We start from the raw sequence: 15,830 nt of genomic DNA on the forward strand, positions 1-15,830 counted from the left end.
CTAGTTTTGAAGGTACGAGTAAGAATAGTGTGGTGGCGATAGCAAGAAGGATACACCTGTTCCCATGCCGAACACAGAAGTTAAGCTTCTTAACGCCGAAAGTAGTTGGTGGGAAACTACCCGCGAGGATAGGTAGTTGCCACGCTGTTCCATTGATGGAGGATTAGCTCAGCTGGGAGAGCATCTGCCTTACAAGCAGGAGGTCACAGGTTCGATCCCTGTATCCTCCATCCATGAGTCGTTAGCTCAGTTGGTAGAGCATCTGACTTTTAATCAGAGGGTCGACAGTTCGAACCTGTCACGACTCATTTGCAACAAATATATATAATACCCATGCGGGTGTGGCGGAATTGGCAGACGCGCTAGATTTAGGTTCTAGTGTCCAGTGGACATGAAGGTTCAAGTCCTTTCACCCGTATTACAATATTGTTGTTGCAATATTGAGAAATCTTTATTAAAATTGAATAAGCATAATTCATTTTATGCCGACTTAGCTCAGTTGGCAGAGCATCTGTCTTGTAAACAGGGGGTCGGAGGTTCGAATCCTCTAGTCGGCATTAATGCGGAAGTAGTTCAGTGGTAGAACATCACCTTGCCATGGTGGGGGTCGCGGGTTCGAATCCCGTCTTCCGCTTTCATTATAGTAACGCCGGGGTGGCGGAACTGGCAGACGCACAGGACTTAAAATCCTGCGGTAAGTAATTACCGTACCGGTTCGATTCCGGTCCTCGGCACTATAATGAATATGCACCCATAGCGCAATTGGATAGAGTGTCTGACTACGAATCAGAAGGTTGTAGGTTCGACTCCTACTGGGTGCATTGTTTTAACTCGGGAAGTGGCTCAGCTTGGTAGAGCACCTGGTTTGGGACCAGGGGGTCGCAGGTTCGAATCCTGTCTTCCCGATTGCAATCGCAATCGTTGATTGTTATTTTTGGCGGTGTAGCTCAGCTGGCTAGAGCGTCCGGTTCATACCCGGGAGGTCGGGGGTTCGATCCCCTCCGCCGCTATTTTATTCCGGACCTTTAGCTCAGCTGGTCAGAGCAAACGGCTCATAACCGTTCGGTCGTAGGTTCGAATCCTACAAGGTCCATTGTATGGAATAAACGCTTAGATTTATTATAATTATCGCGGGATGGAGCAGTCTGGTAGCTCGTCGGGCTCATAACCCGAAGGTCGTAGGTTCAAATCCTGCTCCCGCAATTAGCTTCAAAAGTAATTTGGTTCCTTGGTCTAGTTGGTTAGGACGCCTGCCTGTCACGCAGGAGATCGCGGGTTCGATTCCCGCAGGGACCGTTGCAATGTTTAATCATTGCATTATGTTATATGTTTTGCGGGTGTAGTTTAGTGGTAAAACCACAGCCTTCCAAGCTGTTGTCGCGAGTTCGATTCTCGTCACCCGCTTTGCCACTTGTAATGGGCCTATAGCTCAGCTGGTTTAGAGCGCACGCCTGATAAGCGTGAGGTCGATGGTTCGAGTCCATTTAGGCCCACTATTTGGAGAAGTACTCAAGTGGCTGAAGAGGCGCCCCTGCTAAGGGTGTAGGTCGTTTACACGGCGCGAGGGTTCAAATCCCTCCTTCTCCGTTTTTATGACCCGTTGGTCAAGTGGTTAAGACACCGCCCTTTCACGGCGGTAACATGGGTTCAAATCCCGTACGGGTCATTGATGCTAATGCATCGAATAAGTTATATAGTGTTACAATTTTAAGCATGGAGGATTACCCAAGTCCGGCTTAAGGGAACGGTCTTGAAAACCGTCAGGCGGGTCAAACCGCGCGTGGGTTCGAATCCCACATCCTCCTTTTAAATTAGTTTTATGGTTATGTTTTTATTATCGCGGGATGGAGCAGTCTGGTAGCTCGTCGGGCTCATAACCCGAAGGTCGTAGGTTCAAACCCTGCTCCCGCAATTAGTTTTAAGAATTATTTGGTTCCTTGGTCTAGTTGGTTAGGACGCCTGCCTGTCACGCAGGAGATCGCGGGTTCGATTCCCGCAGGGACCGTTAAATGGCTCGGTAGCTCAGTTGGTAGAGCAATGGATTGAAGCTCCATGTGTCGGCGGTTCGATTCCGTCCCGCGCCATTTTGGAGGGGTAGCGAAGTCTGGCTAAACGCGGCGGACTGTAAATCCGCTCCTTCGGGTTCGGTGGTTCGAATCCACTCCCCTCCATAGTTAGGGATATAGTTTAAAGGTAGAACTACGGTCTCCAAAACCGTCAGTGTGGGTTCAATTCCTACTATCCCTGTTTCTACCTTTTTATTATGGCGGTATTGGTGAAGTGGTTAACACATCGGTTTGTGGTACCGACACACGTGGGTTCGATTCCCACATACCGCCCTTTTTTTATTGGGTTATAGCCAAGCGGTAAGGCAATGGACTTTGACTCCATCATGCGCTGGTTCGAATCCAGCTAACCCAATTGTTTTAAAAATATATATGGCGGTATAGCCAAGTGGTAAGGCAGAGGTCTGCAAAACCTTCATCACCGGTTCAAATCCGGTTACCGCCTTTGGGCTATGCCTATATAGATAGAATTAATACCTTGCCGGTGTGGCGGAATTGGCAGACGCGCGGGATTCAAAATCCCGTTCCTGTATAAGGAGTATCGGTTCGACCCCGATCACCGGTATTAATATAGAAAACATGTTGAAACCTAGATGCTGATAATTAGCGTTTAGGTTTTTTTATTGATTTCTTCTTGACTTAAAGTAAACTTCAAGTGTTTTAATATTCTCTGAAATCACTTATGGAGGAATCAATATGAAAAAACAAACTGCTGGACAAGAACAATTGGGTGAATTTGCACCTCAATTTGCAAAGTTGAATGATGATGTATTATTTGGAGAAGTATGGAGCAAGGAAAGTGAATTGTCTGCTCATGATAGATCAATGATCACTATTGCAAGCATTATTTCAGCTGGTAATATGGAACAACTAGATGCACATTTGCGTATTGGTAAGGATAACGGTATTACCAAGGAAGAAATTGTTGCTGAAATTACACATCTTTCATTTTATGATGGATGGCCTAAGGCTTGGTCAGCATTCAATCGTGCTAAAGAAATTTGGACAGATTAATATATTTTTAAATGGCCTCTTTGTCTATCAAGGAGGTTTTTTTTTACGCTATAATAAGAAGTATTGATATGTTATAGGAGAAAAAATGAAAAAAATTGCAGCTATTTTAGCCATGATGTTGTTCTTTTTATTAAGTGGGATTCGGACGGAAACTATTGTCAAAGCTGACGGAAACTATGATATTAATAAGTATTTAGTTAATGTTAAAGTAAATAAGGATGGTAACGCCGATGTTACCCAAAGAATAACTTATAAGTTTGACGGGGATTTTCATGGTGTTTATTTCAATCAGGATCTAAAGGGAATAAAAGGGGCACAGACTCCCAGTGTTTCCATAAAAGATGGAGAAGGGACTAATTCACTTTCAGAATCTAATTCTGAACTGGACAATACATTTAGTGTTGATAAGTCTTCAGACAAAATGAAAATAAAGATTTATCATAATATTTCAGACAGTTCAGCAACTTTTATTTATCATTACAAGTTGTTTGGTGTGATAACGAACTATAAAGATACTGCGGCGCTAAATTGGAAAGTGATTGGATCTGGATGGGACGAGCCTTTGAATAATGTTAAAATTTCAATTCAACTCCCCGAACAGAATATTAGTCAGTTACAAGCTTGGTCACATGGTCCCTTGAATGGATATACTGATGTTGACAAGCAGGCAGGTGCGGTTACTTTAACTGTTGATTATGTTAATGCCAATCAATTTGTTGAGAGTCACATTATTTTTCCAACATCTGTAACTGCTTCTAATACTAATGTGGTTAATAGAGATGCTAAGGCTGGTATTTTGAAGCAAGAAAAGAAATTGGCCGAAGATGCTAATCAGCAGCGAAAAATACCTAAACGTATTTTCTATATTGTATTAGGAATTTTTATATTTATTGTGATTTTGATTTATGTCTTTATGTATCGATCTTTGAAAAAGGACCCAATTCAAAAACATGCTATGCCAACTCCCTTGAATCACTGGTTCGAAATTCCAGAGGTTAGTCCAAGCATGGCTCAAATTATTTTAGAAAAAAAAGAAACCGCTAGTAGTAGCGGTTTAACTGGGGATCTTCTAGTTGAAGTTAATAAGCATAATTTAGAAATAACTAAAAAAGATGATACTTTTGAAATTAGTGTCATAAATATGCCTAAGGATAAGATTTTCCAATATTTTATCAATAGTATTGGTAATGGCAAAAGTGTAACAATCAAACAGATCAATAATAGTTCAAGTAGTAAGTTATTTGGCAAATATGAATTATGGACTAGACGTGCTGCTAAAGGGCGTAAAGCTTACTTTGATTTGAATAATATGGGTAAGTTAAAGGCATTCCTTGTTTCTGCTGTAATTACGACTATTTTATCGTTTATTATGGGAGTCGTTGGTATTATAAACTATGTTCAAGGATTGCCTTTGGCTGCTTTAGTTATTGCGGTAGCTTTAATTGTTGCCTGGGGATCCTACGTGTATGCGAAAAAAAATATTTCTGTCTATACTGAGAAAGGCGAAATTCTGGCTAATGAGTTGCATGGATTCGAGCAGATGTTAAAAGATATTGAAGATATCAATTTAGCTGAAGTTGGTGATTTAATTCTGTGGGAGCAAATTTTACCATATGCGGTTGCTTTTGGTGTATCTGAAAAGGTTGTTAAGGCATTGAAGATGCAATTTAGACAAGAGGTAGAGACTGATCCTGGTTTTGTTTACTATTACTGGGGAGTTGCCGGATTGTCAGGTAATATGGACTTTACATCATCTATTACTAACTCATTTAGTTCATCTGATACATCTAATTCTAGTATCGGTGGAAGTTCAGGTGGCTTTTCTGGAGGTAGCTCTGGTGGATTCGGAGGCGGATCAGGCGGTGGGGCCTTTTAATTCGTAGGTTAAGTCAATAAATTGATCAAATTGTTGACTGGAAGTTAGTTTAAAATCACTATTACTATTCATAGGTTGGAATAGTCTAATTCCGTTACCGAGAATATCGGGAGTTATTTGTAATTGCAAACTATCGATCAGATGATGTTCGATCAGGCTGGATACGATTTTTCCACCGCCAATGATCCAAATATCTTTGCCAGGTTCTTGTTTTAATTGACCGATTAGTTTTTCCACAGGAATATTTTTAGAGATGACATCTTTAGATTTGATTTTCCGATGAGTTAAGACATAGTTAGTTGTGTCTGGATAGGGGAACTCATCGGTCATGTCCATCAGATCGTCATAAGTTTGTCTTCCCATAATGGTGGTGTCGATATTTTTAATAAACGGTTGATAACTTTTTTCCATGATGCTGGTATCTTCATATTTGAATAACCAGTCTAAACTATTATTTTGGTCGGCCAGATATCCATCTAAACTTGTAGCACCGTAAAATTTGACTTTTCTCATTGAAATTCTCCTTTTTGTTTTAGAATACTAAATATTTTACGATAAAACATAAAAAATGTAATATTAGGTTATATTGGTAAAAGGGAGTGCATTGATGAGTATCTTAACTGAGTATTATACGTTATCAAATGGTGTTAAAATACCAAAGGTTGGATTTGGTACATGGCAAATTCCAGATGGAAAATCTACCTATGAATCTGTTACGAGTGCTTTAGAGAATGGTTATCGTCATATTGATACTGCTTTGGCTTATGGTAATGAGGAAAGTGTTGGCAAGGCAATTAGAGATTCAGGTATTGATCGTAAGGATATCTTTGTTACATCTAAGCTACCTGGTCAAACTAAGACTTACAAAGGTGCTATGGCTGATTTTAATACTACTATGAAGAATTTGGATATTGATTACCTTGATCTTTATATTATTCATGCTCCATGGCCATGGACTGAAATTGGTAAGAATTGCGATAAAGAAAACCGTGATATTTGGAAAGCAATGGAAGAAATCTATGCTTCTAAACGTGTTCGTGCTATCGGTGTATCTAACTTTACAGTTCATGATTTAGAGAATATTAAAAAGGTTGCTAAAGTCCAACCAATGATTGATCAGATCCAATATTATGTTGGATTTACCGAGCCTAAGATATCAACTTATGCCAAAGAAAATGATATTTTGGTTGAAGCTTATTCACCACTAGCTACTGGGGGTTTGATCCATAATGAACAAATCAATCAAATTGCTGAAAAGTATCAAGTAAGTGTTCCTCAATTGGCATTACGTTTTGTTATTCAAAATGGTGCATTACCATTGCCCAAAGCTACACATGTAGAACACATAAAAGATAACGCTAAATTAGATTTTGAAATTAGTGCTGCTGATATGAAGAAATTAAATGAATTTCCTGATACTTCAGATGCTGATCATCATAATCCTACACAAGGGTAAACAAAAAGAGCTGGAAATTTTTCCAGCTCTTTTTCATTGTCTATTAAGCTTTACGACGTTTGAAATAAATAACACCTGTAAGAAGAAATAGACCGATAACACTGATCAAAGCACCTTTTTCAGCACCTGTTTGTGGTAAGTATGTTGCTGAATCATTACTGTCGCCAGTACCTTCATAAGGAGGTGTTGGTTTCATTGGATTTTCACCCTCATCGACATCAACATTACCGTTGTTATCTGTATCAGGATTACCAGGATCAACAATGACTCCATCGCCATCATCGCCGTCACCATCTGTATTTCCTTCGTTACCATCTTCTTCATCGCCGCCATCTTTATCGGATCCGGTTGGATCATCGGATGTAACTAGGGTACCAATATTAGCACCATCATTGTCAACAGTGAACCAGATTTTGTCAGGATTTAAACCAAATCCTTCTGGAGCCTTTGTTTCAAGGAAGTAATAAGTACCAGGAAGAACATTATCAACTTTCAAGAAACCGTCTTCATCTGTAGCAACAGTTGTTAAAGCAATTCCATTAATATCGTACAAAGTATATTCTGCACCGGGAACACCAACTGTACCATTTTCAGAATTAAATTTTTGAAGGGTAACTGATGAAGTACCATCACCACCGGATTCCAAATCGTTTTCCATTGAAATGATTGCTGGTGTCAAGTTGTCAGCTGTAATATCGATTTCGATATCTTCACCGATAATATGACCGGCAGGAGCTTTAGTTTCATGAATTGTGTAATGACCAACTGGCAAATTATATACATAAGCAGCACCATTTTCGTCTGATGTTACATGTGCTACTGTTTTACCATTTGAATCAATAATATCAAACTCGGCACCTTGTAAATGATCTTGAGTATCAGAATCGAGTTTTTCAATTGATAGAGAACCTAATTCAACACCATCAGGTTCATCTTTGGCTGCTACCATTACTGGTTTGGTCGTTTGACCTGTGATTGAAAAATGAATTTCGTTATTATTTGGTTGGAAACCGGTTGGAGGAGTGACTTCCTTAAAGTAGTAGTCACCAGCAGACAATCCGGTAACATTTATTTGACCATATTGATCTGTAATCAAATTGCTTTTAACTATTTCACCTTTTGAATTGTACAAGTCATAAACTGCATTTTCCAAAAGAACACTGTCATTTTGAGCGTTATACTTCTCTAAAATAACGCTTCCTTTAAGACTACCATCACCGTTACCAGAGTTATTACCATCAGCAGTTACACTACCACTAGCATCTTCCTCACCAGTACTACCGTTACCATCCGCTGTCCAATCCATATTGGCCTTATTTCTAAACTTAGTACCGTTTGAAGCATTGGCCGGATCAGTTATTTTAGTTTGTAAGGTAACCGCATAAAATTGACTACCAGGATTGAGGATACTTAGATCGAATCCATCATTTTTTTCCGTAATAGTATAATCCTTTGGTGTACTTAATAAGTCGTCCTTCTTATAATATCCAGGGCTAGTCCAATGTGCTGTGTAAACATTGACTGATCCGGGAACATATTGAAGGTTCTTATCGGTTATCGTGTCATGAACGTTTAAAGTTTTAAGATCTAATTCATTTCTATTAACTAAAATTGTCCAGTTGATAACCGGATTTCCGTCAGCATCATATCCCATGCTACCTTTTTTAGAGATATTATCGTCTGAGACTGAAACATTCAAGTTTAAGTCTTTGTCTCCATCAATAGTTGGAAAGTTGACATTATTATCGCCAGGCTTTGCATCTTTACCGACCCCAAGGCCAGTTTGGATGTTTATGGAACCTGAATAATCATCTTTTCCTTCAATATCAGTGAATTCTACGGTAATAGTGTTGTCACTATTTAAAGTGACTTTACCTATCTCATTGCCCGCATCGTCGAGCAATGGGAAGTTGGTACCAGGGTCTCTGACTTTTAAAGTGCCAGGTAACTCAATTGTCCAAACGTCTCCGTTTTGAAGATTTTTGCCAGTTGCGTCCCAGTCAAAGGTCATACCTACATTACTACCTGAACCATGTGAATCCTTACCATCAGTTATTTCTACATTTGATAAGAGGTCACCGGTATTATAATTAGCAGCAGCAACTTTTGTTGTATTAAATGTAAGAACTAGTATTAATACACTCAAGCTGGCCACAATTAATGCCAAATAGGTACGTAATTTTTTCCCCATTATTTTTCCCCCTTTTATATTTCCAATACAATCACCATTATAAAATTAATCGTTTAGTAAACACAAGCTGATAGATAAGTTTTTACATATAATTTTATATTGCATAAGCTTGTGAAATACATTTTTTTATGAGTTTAACATACTGATTTAATACAATTTGTATTGTGAAAAAGTACCATATATCGGTTGAACACAATATTTATATACAATATATAGTTTTGAAGTGTTATTATAGTGAATGTTGATTTTTTTTAGATATTTGGAGGAGAATAATGATGATCGTATTGAGCGGCACAATTGGGGCCGGTAAGAGTTCTTTGGCTACTATCTTGTCAAAGCATTTAGGAACAGAAGCATTTTATGAACAGGTAGATGACAATCCAGTTTTGCCACTTTTCTACGCTGATCCTAAAAAATATGCATTCTTGTTGCAAATTTATTTCTTGAATAAGCGTTTTGAATCAATTAAACAAGCTATGTCAGATGACAACAATGTATTGGACCGTTCTATCTATGAAGATTCATTATTCTTTCATATGAATGCTGATTTGGGACGTGCTACTCCTCAAGAAGTAAAAGTTTATGACGAACTTCTTGATAATATGATGCAAGAACTACCATATGCAGCTGCTAAGAAAGCACCTGACTTATTAGTACATATTGATATTTCATACGATACTATGATCAAACGTATTGAAAAGCGTGGACGTGACTACGAACAACCAGAACAAGACCCAAGTTTGGTTCAATACTATCACGAATTGTTGGGTCGTTATGATGGCTGGTACGACGATTATGATTACAGTCCTAAGATGAAGATCGATGGAGACAAATTTGATTTTGTTGAAAATCCTGATGATCTTAAAAAAGTTTTGGCACAAATCGATAATGAACTTGCTAGTCGTGGTGTAGTAGAAAAATAACTACTATAATATGATCCCGTCGAAAACTTCGATGGGATTTTTTTTACACAAAAATTGCTGAATCATAAAATATACGTTAGTCTTAATAGGACAGTTTACTGGTAACCTGTCCTATATAAAACAGTGGGGGATTTTGTTTTGAGAGAATTAAATATAAGAGATATTACAAGAATGGCTGTTATTGCAGCGTTGTATGTTGCATTAACAGTAGCTCCAGGTCTATCGGCATTTGCTTATGGACAGATTCAATTTAGAGTATCAGAGATTTTGATGTTGTTGCCATTTTATAACCCTAAATATAGCTGGTCATTGATTGTGGGATGTTTCATCTCAAATGTTTTCAGTGGTTCACTGGGAATTTACGATATGATATTTGGCACTTTGGCAACCGCATTAGCCTGTTATCTGATTACAAGAGTTCCAAATCGTGATAATATGTTGTGGACTGTTCCAGTAATATGTGCTGTAGTTAATGGTTTTATCGTTGGTGCAGAGCTTTATTTCATCCTTAAATTACCATTCTGGTTGAATGTTGGATCAGTAGCTATTGGTGAATTTGTGGTTGTTGTCATTGGAGCAATAGTATTTTATTTCTTGATGAAGAACCGGAATTTTAGTAGATTATTTAATTAAGACATTATAGAGGGAGGAGACTCCTTCTTTTTTTTGTTATAATCATCATTATAAAGATTGCGAGGAGATGCTTTTTTATGAATATCGGAATTTTTACCGATACATATTTCCCTCAAGTTAGTGGAGTTGCTACATCAATTCAGACTTTGAAGAATGACTTGGAGCGTAAAGGGAATTCGGTTTATATTTTTACAACAACAGACCCCAACGTTTCAAAGGACACGATCGAACCTAATATCTTTCGTTTAGGAAGTGTTCCTTTCATCTCATTTACTGATCGTCGAATTGCTATTCGAGGAATGTTCCATGCGGTCGAATTGGCCAAGGAATTGAAATTGGATATTATTCATACACAGACTGAGTTTTCATTGGGAATGATCGGTAAGTTTGTTGCAAAGCAGTTAAAGATACCGTTTGTACATACTTATCACACTATGTATGAAGATTATTTGCATTATGTTTTAAATGGACATTTGTTGAAACCTTATCATGTTAAGCAGATGTCTCGGATGTTCTTAAAAAATGCATCTGGAGTTGTTGCTCCAAGTAAGCAAGTTAAAAGTACTCTGGATCGTTATAAGATCAAATCGCCAATTTCGATTATTCCTACTGGTGTCGATCTATCTGAATACACAAAACCAGTAAATACTATGCATCTTCGAGAAAAATTAGGTATCTCTTCAGATACACCAGTTATTTTGATGTTAAGTAGAATTGCTTTAGAGAAGAAAATTGATCACATGTTGCGAAGTATGCCAGAATTATTGAAATATGATCCTGATATTATGTTAGTAATAGTCGGTAATGGTCCTGATTTTGACGAATTAGTTAAAATGTCAGAGGATCTAGGCATCAGTGATAATGTTATTTTTACTGGAGAAGTTGATCATGACAGTATTTCTCCTTATTACCATATGGCAGATTTATTCGTTTCGTCTAGTGATACAGAATCACAAGGACTAACTTATATTGAAGCGATAGCATCAGGCGTTAAAATCGTGGTCAGAAGTGCGCCATATACGGATCAATTATTATCAGATCCTTCTGTTGGAGTAACTTTTAATCAAGATAGTCAACTTGTTCCACGTATTATCGCTTATTTAGATCATCCTAATTCATTCGATGATCGTGAAGCACGTCAAAAAATTCTTTATAATATTTCTTCAGATGGTTTTGGAAATGCAATATTAGATTTCTATCATAAAGCTGAAGATTATTTTGTAAGAGAAGAATTATCAGATTCATCAATCAATCCAGAGGAGTATTCTAATGATTAAAATCACTATGTTTTCATCAGCCGATAAAGTAGCTGGCCAAGGAGTTGGTAGTGCCTATATTGAATTGATCAATTTACTGAAAGAACGTTTCAGTAAGGATTTCGATATCAAAATCAACAACTATGGGAAAAGTGATTTGAGTCATTATCATACGATCGATCCACAGTTTTACTTGTCGACGTTCTCAAAAAAAAGAGGTCGCCGAATTGGTTATGTCCATTTTTTGCCAGAAACACTGGAAGGTAGTATTAAATTACCTAAATTGTTTAGAAAAATTTTCTATAAATATGTAATCAGCTTTTACAAGAGAATGGATCAAATTGTTGTGGTTAACCCAACTTTTATTGATAAATTGGTTGCACACGGGTTAGACAGAAAGAAAATCAAGTATATTCCTAATTTTGTTTCGACTAAAAACTTCTATGAAAAAACAGCCGAAGAAAAGGCTGCTTTCCGTAAAAAAATTGGAATTGCTGAAGATAAATTGATCGTCTTTGGGGATGGTCAGGTCCAAGAACGTAAAGGAATCGATGATTTCTATAAGCTTGCACAAGATAATCCTGATATTGAGTTTATCTGGGCTGGTGGTTTTTCGTTTGGTAAAATTACTGATGGCTATGATCGTTATAAGAACATGATCGAAGAAGCACCTAAAAATATGAAATTTACAGGAATTGTTGACCGTAATGATTTAGTTAACTATTATAATGCTTGTGATTTGTTCCTATTACCATCGTATGATGAGTTGTTCCCAATGTCTGTGCTGGAAGCATTCAGCTGCGGAGCACCAGTATTACTGCGTGATTTGGAATTATATCAAGCTATTATTGATGGTTATTATCAACCAGCTAAGGATCGCGGCGAGATGAATGATTTTATTAGAAAAGTTGCAAAAGATCATTCAATCTTGGATAATTTTAAAAAGAAATCGAGATTAGCAACTGATTATTACTCTGAAGATCATTTGAGTAAAATATGGTATGAGTTTTATACGGATCAGTATAAAATTGCTAAACAGGATAAATAATGAGTAGAAAAAACATTTTTGCGATTTTTGTAATGTTAGGTTTAGGATTGGGGATTTTCTGGTGGGAAGCTAGAAATATTGATTTTGAATCTTTAGTTACAACTATCCGAAGTTTGAATTACTTTTGGTTATTAATTGCTTTTATTTCTATCATGCTTTCTTATGGTGTAGAAGCAATGGTTTTACATACTTTATTGAAGAAAAAAGAAGATCGCAAATTTGGTTGGTGGGAAATGTATCGTATTCCACTTATTCAAGCTTTATTCAATGCTATTACGCCTTTTTCATCGGGCGGACAGCCAGCGCAATTAGTAGGATTGATGCAATCTAAAATTGATGGTGGTAGAGCCAGTTCAGTTTTATTGATGAAATTTATTATTTACCAGACGATGGTTTTAATTAACTTCATTATTGCTATGTTGGTTAGTTTTCGTAGTGTTGCCCAGCACTTTTCAGGGTTGGCAACATTAATAGTGTTTGGAATGGTGATACATCTTGTGACTATTTCCTTCTTACTAATGATCATGTATTACTATGATTTTACGAAGAAAATGGTTCAAGTAGTCTTGAAACCAGTATTATTTTTTTTAAAAGATGAAAAACGTGATAAAATCTTACAGTCAGCTATAAAAAGTATCGATAGTTTTTACAAAGAAAGTTTAGTTCTTAAAAAGGAGAAGGCCAAAGTTATCAAGGCCGCTCTCCTTACTGTAGTCCAACTATTCTTATACTATTTTGTAGTCTATTTTGTCTTGTTGGCCTTAAATTGCGATCACGTAAACATAGTAGATGTTTTAGTAATGCACATTATGATTGTAATGATCGTATCTATCTTTCCGATTCCTGGTGGTTCTGGAGGAGCAGAATTTAGTTTTAAAACACTATTTGCCGGCTTCGTGCCATCAACCTCGGCTTTGATACTGGGTATGTTTTTATGGAGATTTATTACATACTATTTGGGGATGTTTTTGGGGATTATTGCTGTTTCAAAGAAACCAAAAATTAGTAAACATCAGGTTGTAAGTAAATCTATGGAGCGAAAATAATGAAGCGTATTGTTAAAAGTATTTCCAAGTTCTTAAATACTAGGCTGGGATTTGTAATCTTTGCCGTACTTTTATTTACATTAAAAACGGTCTACGCATATACGACTAAATTTAACCTTGGGGTTAAAGGTCCGATTCAAACGTTTTTGATGATAATAAATCCAATACCGATCATGTTGTTACTGTTCGGTATAGCGTTATACATGAAAGGTAGGAAGTCATATATCTTCTTACTTATCATTGATTTTTTGGATACTATTTGGTTATTCTCAAATATCCTTTACTATCGAGAATTTTCGGATTTCCTAACGATGGTATTGATCAAAGGATCAGGATCGGTATCTAATAATCTAGGAAAAAGTATTATGGGAATACTAGAGCCCACTGACTTTCTAGTTTTCCTAGATGTTTTGATATTGATTTTATTGTTGGCATTCCATGTAATTAGGATGGATGTAAAACGCTTGAATTGGAAGATACCAGTTCTAGTCAGCTCATTAGCAGTATTATTGTTTGGTGCAAATCTGACATTAGCTGGTAGTGACCGTCCACAACTATTAACTAGAACATTTGATAACAACTATATTGTTAAATATTTGGGATTAAATGTCTTTAATATTTATGATGTGGTCAAGACTACCAAAACAAATGCTGTAAAAGCACAGTCGAAAAGTTCAGATCTGGATTCAATTGAGAAGTATATGAAAAATAACTATGTGACACCTAATGTTGAATATTCAGGTGTTGCTAAAGGTAAGAATGTTTTCATTATTCATTTGGAGAGTTTGCAGCAATTCATGATCGACTTTAAGTGGGATGGAGAGGAAGTAACTCCTAATTTGAACAAACTCTATCATGAAGATGATACTTTGAGTTTCGACAATTTCTTTAACCAAGTTGGTCAAGGTAAGACTGCTGATGCTGAGTTAATGCTTGAAAACTCATTGTTTGGCTTACCAGAAGGATCAGCAATGGTTACGGACGGTACAACTAATACTTTCCAAGCTGCTCCCGCTATTTTGGATCAACAGGGATATACTACAGCCTCATTCCATGGGGATGTACCAAGTTTCTGGAATCGTGATAATACCTATAAATCTTGGGGTTATGATTACTTCTTTAGTTCAGAGTACTTTAATGTCAAGAAGGGTTACGATATTGGATATGGTATGAAAGACAAGATCTTCTTAAAGGATTCTGCCAAGTATATCGAACAATTACCACAACCTTTCTATGCTAAGTTGATCACAGTAACGAACCACTATCCATATACTTTGGATAAGAAGAATCAATCCATTTCAAAGACCGATACTGGTGATAGTACTGTTGATGGCTACGTCCAAACTGCCAGATATTTAGATGAGTCGATCGGTGAATTCATGAATTGGCTCAAAGAATCTGGTCTAGATAAGACAAGTATGGTCGTACTCTATGGTGATCACTATGGTATTTCTGATAATCACAAGAAGGCAATGGCTAAACTTACAGGTACTAAAGGATTTGATGACTTCGATAATGCACAATACCAACGTGTACCGTTCATGATTCATATGGATGGACTTAAGGGTGGTATTAACCATACTTATGGTGGTGAAATTGATGTCTTACCTACATTGCTAAATCTATTAGGTGTCAGTGATAAGAATATGATTCAATTTGGTAGTGATTTACTATCTAAGGATCATCCGCAAACCGTAGCCTTTAGAAATGGTGACTTTGTTACACCATCTGTAACTAAAGTGGGAAGTAACTACTATAGTACTAAGACGGGAAAAGTGGACAAGACTATCTCAAGTGAGCAGAAGTCTAAGTTATCTAATAAGGTAACTACGGAACTATCACTATCTGATCGTGTTGTTAACGGGGATCTCTTGAGATTCCATACCGTACCTGGATTCACCAAAGTGGATAAGAAAGATTATTCATATAAGAAGAGTACAGCTCTTAAGAAACTAAAAGCATCACAGAAGAAGGGCACCAGTGTATTGGCTCAGAATGATGATAAGTCATTAACTGACCTCTATACCACTGACGCTCCAGAACTCAGCGACGACAAATAAAATATGAAGCGCCTATAAAATATTCAGTTTATAGGCGTTTTTTGTTGGACTTTTTTTGGCCCACAGTAGTAAAATATAGAAGTAATGTTAACTATTTATCAATTAATTTAACTTTTTTTCAAAAAGGGGTTGCAAGACGCAATTCTAATTGGTAATATATTACCTGTTGTTGCGACAGAGCAACGGCGACAACGTATTGATGAGTTCCTTTCATCTTTACCTTCAAATAATTATTTTAAAAAGTTGTTGACATTAACTTGT

The 15,830-nt window shown here is 37.0% G+C and carries 11 protein-coding genes, 26 tRNA genes and 1 rRNA gene; 36 read left to right on the top strand and 2 right to left on the bottom strand.

The window, feature by feature from the left end:
• The first annotated feature begins 28 nt into the window (after positions 1 to 28).
• From rrf to EKM60_RS10900, 29 genes are all read left to right on the top strand, one after another.
• Positions 29 to 145, top strand: a 5S ribosomal RNA gene (gene rrf / locus EKM60_RS10760).
• Between the two features lie 12 nt (positions 146 to 157).
• Positions 158 to 230, top strand: a tRNA-Val gene (locus EKM60_RS10765).
• Between the two features lie 5 nt (positions 231 to 235).
• Positions 236 to 308 (top strand) — tRNA-Lys (locus EKM60_RS10770).
• A 27-nt stretch (positions 309 to 335) separates the two neighbouring features.
• Positions 336 to 418 (top strand) — tRNA-Leu (locus tag EKM60_RS10775).
• A 66-nt stretch (positions 419 to 484) separates the two neighbouring features.
• Positions 485 to 557: transfer RNA gene (locus tag EKM60_RS10780), tRNA-Thr, on the top strand.
• A gap of 5 nt (positions 558 to 562) precedes the next feature.
• Positions 563 to 634: transfer RNA gene (locus EKM60_RS10785), tRNA-Gly, on the top strand.
• Positions 635 to 648: 14 nt separating this feature from the next.
• Positions 649 to 734 (top strand) — tRNA-Leu (locus tag EKM60_RS10790).
• 13 nt (positions 735 to 747) lie between these two features.
• Positions 748 to 821 (top strand) — tRNA-Arg (locus EKM60_RS10795).
• An 11-nt stretch (positions 822 to 832) separates the two neighbouring features.
• Positions 833 to 906 (top strand) — tRNA-Pro (locus tag EKM60_RS10800).
• Between the two features lie 30 nt (positions 907 to 936).
• Positions 937 to 1,010 (top strand) — tRNA-Met (locus EKM60_RS10805).
• 9 nt (positions 1,011 to 1,019) lie between these two features.
• Positions 1,020 to 1,093: transfer RNA gene (locus EKM60_RS10810), tRNA-Ile, on the top strand.
• A 36-nt stretch (positions 1,094 to 1,129) separates the two neighbouring features.
• Positions 1,130 to 1,203, top strand: a tRNA-Met gene (locus tag EKM60_RS10815).
• A gap of 19 nt (positions 1,204 to 1,222) precedes the next feature.
• Positions 1,223 to 1,296, top strand: a tRNA-Asp gene (locus EKM60_RS10820).
• 37 nt (positions 1,297 to 1,333) lie between these two features.
• A tRNA-Gly gene (locus EKM60_RS10825) sits at positions 1,334 to 1,404 on the top strand.
• Between the two features lie 14 nt (positions 1,405 to 1,418).
• Positions 1,419 to 1,493, top strand: a tRNA-Ile gene (locus EKM60_RS10830).
• Between the two features lie 6 nt (positions 1,494 to 1,499).
• Positions 1,500 to 1,587, top strand: a tRNA-Ser gene (locus EKM60_RS10835).
• A gap of 7 nt (positions 1,588 to 1,594) precedes the next feature.
• Positions 1,595 to 1,666: transfer RNA gene (locus tag EKM60_RS10840), tRNA-Glu, on the top strand.
• A gap of 49 nt (positions 1,667 to 1,715) precedes the next feature.
• A tRNA-Ser gene (locus EKM60_RS10845) sits at positions 1,716 to 1,805 on the top strand.
• Between the two features lie 33 nt (positions 1,806 to 1,838).
• Positions 1,839 to 1,912 (top strand) — tRNA-Met (locus tag EKM60_RS10850).
• Between the two features lie 19 nt (positions 1,913 to 1,931).
• A tRNA-Asp gene (locus tag EKM60_RS10855) sits at positions 1,932 to 2,005 on the top strand.
• Between the two features lie 6 nt (positions 2,006 to 2,011).
• Positions 2,012 to 2,084: transfer RNA gene (locus EKM60_RS10860), tRNA-Phe, on the top strand.
• A gap of 4 nt (positions 2,085 to 2,088) precedes the next feature.
• A tRNA-Tyr gene (locus EKM60_RS10865) sits at positions 2,089 to 2,171 on the top strand.
• Positions 2,172 to 2,176: 5 nt separating this feature from the next.
• A tRNA-Trp gene (locus EKM60_RS10870) sits at positions 2,177 to 2,247 on the top strand.
• A gap of 19 nt (positions 2,248 to 2,266) precedes the next feature.
• A tRNA-His gene (locus tag EKM60_RS10875) sits at positions 2,267 to 2,339 on the top strand.
• A 10-nt stretch (positions 2,340 to 2,349) separates the two neighbouring features.
• Positions 2,350 to 2,421 (top strand) — tRNA-Gln (locus EKM60_RS10880).
• Positions 2,422 to 2,440: 19 nt separating this feature from the next.
• Positions 2,441 to 2,511 (top strand) — tRNA-Cys (locus tag EKM60_RS10885).
• A gap of 35 nt (positions 2,512 to 2,546) precedes the next feature.
• Positions 2,547 to 2,631 (top strand) — tRNA-Leu (locus EKM60_RS10890).
• A gap of 131 nt (positions 2,632 to 2,762) precedes the next feature.
• On the top strand, positions 2,763 to 3,080 hold the full coding sequence (locus EKM60_RS10895; RefSeq protein WP_125715340.1) for a carboxymuconolactone decarboxylase family protein: 318 nt from the start codon (positions 2,763 to 2,765) through the stop codon (positions 3,078 to 3,080).
• 85 nt (positions 3,081 to 3,165) lie between these two features.
• Positions 3,166 to 4,956 (top strand): DUF2207 domain-containing protein, encoded by a 1,791-nt coding sequence (locus EKM60_RS10900; RefSeq protein WP_125715342.1) that lies wholly within the window; start codon positions 3,166 to 3,168, stop codon positions 4,954 to 4,956.
• Here EKM60_RS10900 and EKM60_RS10905 read toward each other — a convergent pair.
• The gene (locus EKM60_RS10905; RefSeq protein WP_125715344.1) at positions 4,936 to 5,469 is read right to left on the bottom strand and encodes a dihydrofolate reductase family protein; all 534 of its coding nucleotides are present in this window, start codon (positions 5,467 to 5,469) and stop codon (positions 4,936 to 4,938) included. The genes EKM60_RS10900 and EKM60_RS10905 overlap by 21 nt on opposite strands.
• A gap of 94 nt (positions 5,470 to 5,563) precedes the next feature.
• On the opposite strand from EKM60_RS10905, the gene EKM60_RS10910 reads away from it, so the two are divergent.
• Positions 5,564 to 6,412: an aldo/keto reductase gene (locus EKM60_RS10910; RefSeq protein WP_125715346.1), complete on the top strand. Its 849-nt coding sequence runs from the start codon at positions 5,564 to 5,566 to the stop codon at positions 6,410 to 6,412.
• Between the two features lie 43 nt (positions 6,413 to 6,455).
• Here the strand turns inward: EKM60_RS10910 and EKM60_RS10915 are convergent, their stop codons facing one another.
• Positions 6,456 to 8,603 carry a SpaA isopeptide-forming pilin-related protein gene (locus EKM60_RS10915; protein WP_125715354.1) on the bottom strand — a complete coding sequence of 716 codons (2,148 nt, stop codon included), beginning with the start codon at positions 8,601 to 8,603 and terminating at the stop codon, positions 6,456 to 6,458.
• Between the two features lie 275 nt (positions 8,604 to 8,878).
• On the opposite strand from EKM60_RS10915, the gene EKM60_RS10920 reads away from it, so the two are divergent.
• From EKM60_RS10920 to EKM60_RS10945, 6 genes are all read left to right on the top strand, one after another.
• Complete coding sequence (locus tag EKM60_RS10920; protein ID WP_125715355.1) at positions 8,879 to 9,526, top strand: deoxynucleoside kinase; 648 nt, start codon at positions 8,879 to 8,881, stop codon at positions 9,524 to 9,526.
• A gap of 138 nt (positions 9,527 to 9,664) precedes the next feature.
• Entirely contained in the window at positions 9,665 to 10,159 is a 495-nt protein-coding gene (locus EKM60_RS10925; protein ID WP_225427057.1) for a QueT transporter family protein, read from the top strand.
• A 77-nt stretch (positions 10,160 to 10,236) separates the two neighbouring features.
• Entirely contained in the window at positions 10,237 to 11,436 is a 1,200-nt protein-coding gene (locus EKM60_RS10930; protein WP_125715348.1) for a glycosyltransferase family 4 protein, read from the top strand.
• Positions 11,429 to 12,463, top strand: a complete 1,035-nt coding sequence (locus EKM60_RS10935; protein WP_125715350.1) for a glycosyltransferase family 4 protein — start codon at positions 11,429 to 11,431, stop codon at positions 12,461 to 12,463. The genes EKM60_RS10930 and EKM60_RS10935 overlap by 8 nt, the downstream gene beginning before the upstream one ends.
• The gene (locus EKM60_RS10940) at positions 12,463 to 13,509 is read left to right on the top strand and encodes a lysylphosphatidylglycerol synthase transmembrane domain-containing protein (RefSeq protein ID WP_125715352.1); all 1,047 of its coding nucleotides are present in this window, start codon (positions 12,463 to 12,465) and stop codon (positions 13,507 to 13,509) included. Before EKM60_RS10935 ends, EKM60_RS10940 begins: the two co-directional genes overlap by 1 nt.
• Positions 13,509 to 15,569, top strand: coding sequence for an LTA synthase family protein (locus EKM60_RS10945; RefSeq protein ID WP_125715353.1), 2,061 nt, complete (start codon positions 13,509 to 13,511; stop codon positions 15,567 to 15,569). The genes EKM60_RS10940 and EKM60_RS10945 overlap by 1 nt, the downstream gene beginning before the upstream one ends.
• Positions 15,570 to 15,830 lie beyond the last annotated feature (261 nt).

This window comes from Companilactobacillus kedongensis (assembly GCF_003946625.1).
Lineage (GTDB): Bacteria > Bacillota > Bacilli > Lactobacillales > Lactobacillaceae > Companilactobacillus > Companilactobacillus kedongensis.

Bases quoted from the DNA above. Each gene is read 5' to 3' on its own strand.
- EKM60_RS10895 (WP_125715340.1), top strand. From the start codon at position 2,763: ATGAAAAAACAAACTGCTGGACAAGAACAATTGGGTGAATTTGCACCT.
- EKM60_RS10900 (WP_125715342.1), top strand. From the start codon at position 3,166: ATGAAAAAAATTGCAGCTATTTTAGCCATGATGTTGTTCTTTTTATTA.
- EKM60_RS10905 (WP_125715344.1), bottom strand. From the start codon at position 5,469: ATGAGAAAAGTCAAATTTTACGGTGCTACAAGTTTAGATGGATATCTG.
- EKM60_RS10910 (WP_125715346.1), top strand. From the start codon at position 5,564: ATGAGTATCTTAACTGAGTATTATACGTTATCAAATGGTGTTAAAATA.
- EKM60_RS10915 (WP_125715354.1), bottom strand. From the start codon at position 8,603: ATGGGGAAAAAATTACGTACCTATTTGGCATTAATTGTGGCCAGCTTG.
- EKM60_RS10920 (WP_125715355.1), top strand. From the start codon at position 8,879: ATGATCGTATTGAGCGGCACAATTGGGGCCGGTAAGAGTTCTTTGGCT.
- EKM60_RS10930 (WP_125715348.1), top strand. From the start codon at position 10,237: ATGAATATCGGAATTTTTACCGATACATATTTCCCTCAAGTTAGTGGA.
- EKM60_RS10935 (WP_125715350.1), top strand. From the start codon at position 11,429: ATGATTAAAATCACTATGTTTTCATCAGCCGATAAAGTAGCTGGCCAA.
- EKM60_RS10940 (WP_125715352.1), top strand. From the start codon at position 12,463: ATGAGTAGAAAAAACATTTTTGCGATTTTTGTAATGTTAGGTTTAGGA.
- EKM60_RS10945 (WP_125715353.1), top strand. From the start codon at position 13,509: ATGAAGCGTATTGTTAAAAGTATTTCCAAGTTCTTAAATACTAGGCTG.